1 protein-coding gene is annotated in these 237 nt (G+C 66.7%); it reads right to left on the reverse strand.

All coding sequences use genetic code 11. The features are described from left to right. Positions 1-237, reverse strand: a 237-nt coding sequence (locus tag G5A07_RS21720) for a hypothetical protein (protein WP_223107851.1), incomplete at both ends; no start/stop codon positions are given.

Genomic DNA, 237 nt, shown 5'->3' on the forward strand with positions numbered 1-237 from the left:
TGCCAGCGCCGCCGAAGAACAGCGCGAGCAACATCACCAGGTAGGTCGCGGCGAACTCGATGCCGTTGTTGACGATGGCGAAGCTTCCGCTCGACGTCAGCCAGTCGTAGTTGCCGTATTCGCGCAGGATTTCCCGGGCTCGCGCCAGCTTCTCGCCAGCCTCCAGCACCTGGGCGTTGGCGAACGGCGCGGACGGATCGGCGATCGCCTGCCAGCCGTTCGGCCAGTGCACGGCGA

Source organism: Stenotrophomonas sp. AS012628 (assembly GCF_010608305.1).
Taxonomy (GTDB): Bacteria; Pseudomonadota; Gammaproteobacteria; order Xanthomonadales; family Xanthomonadaceae; genus Stenotrophomonas; species Stenotrophomonas geniculata.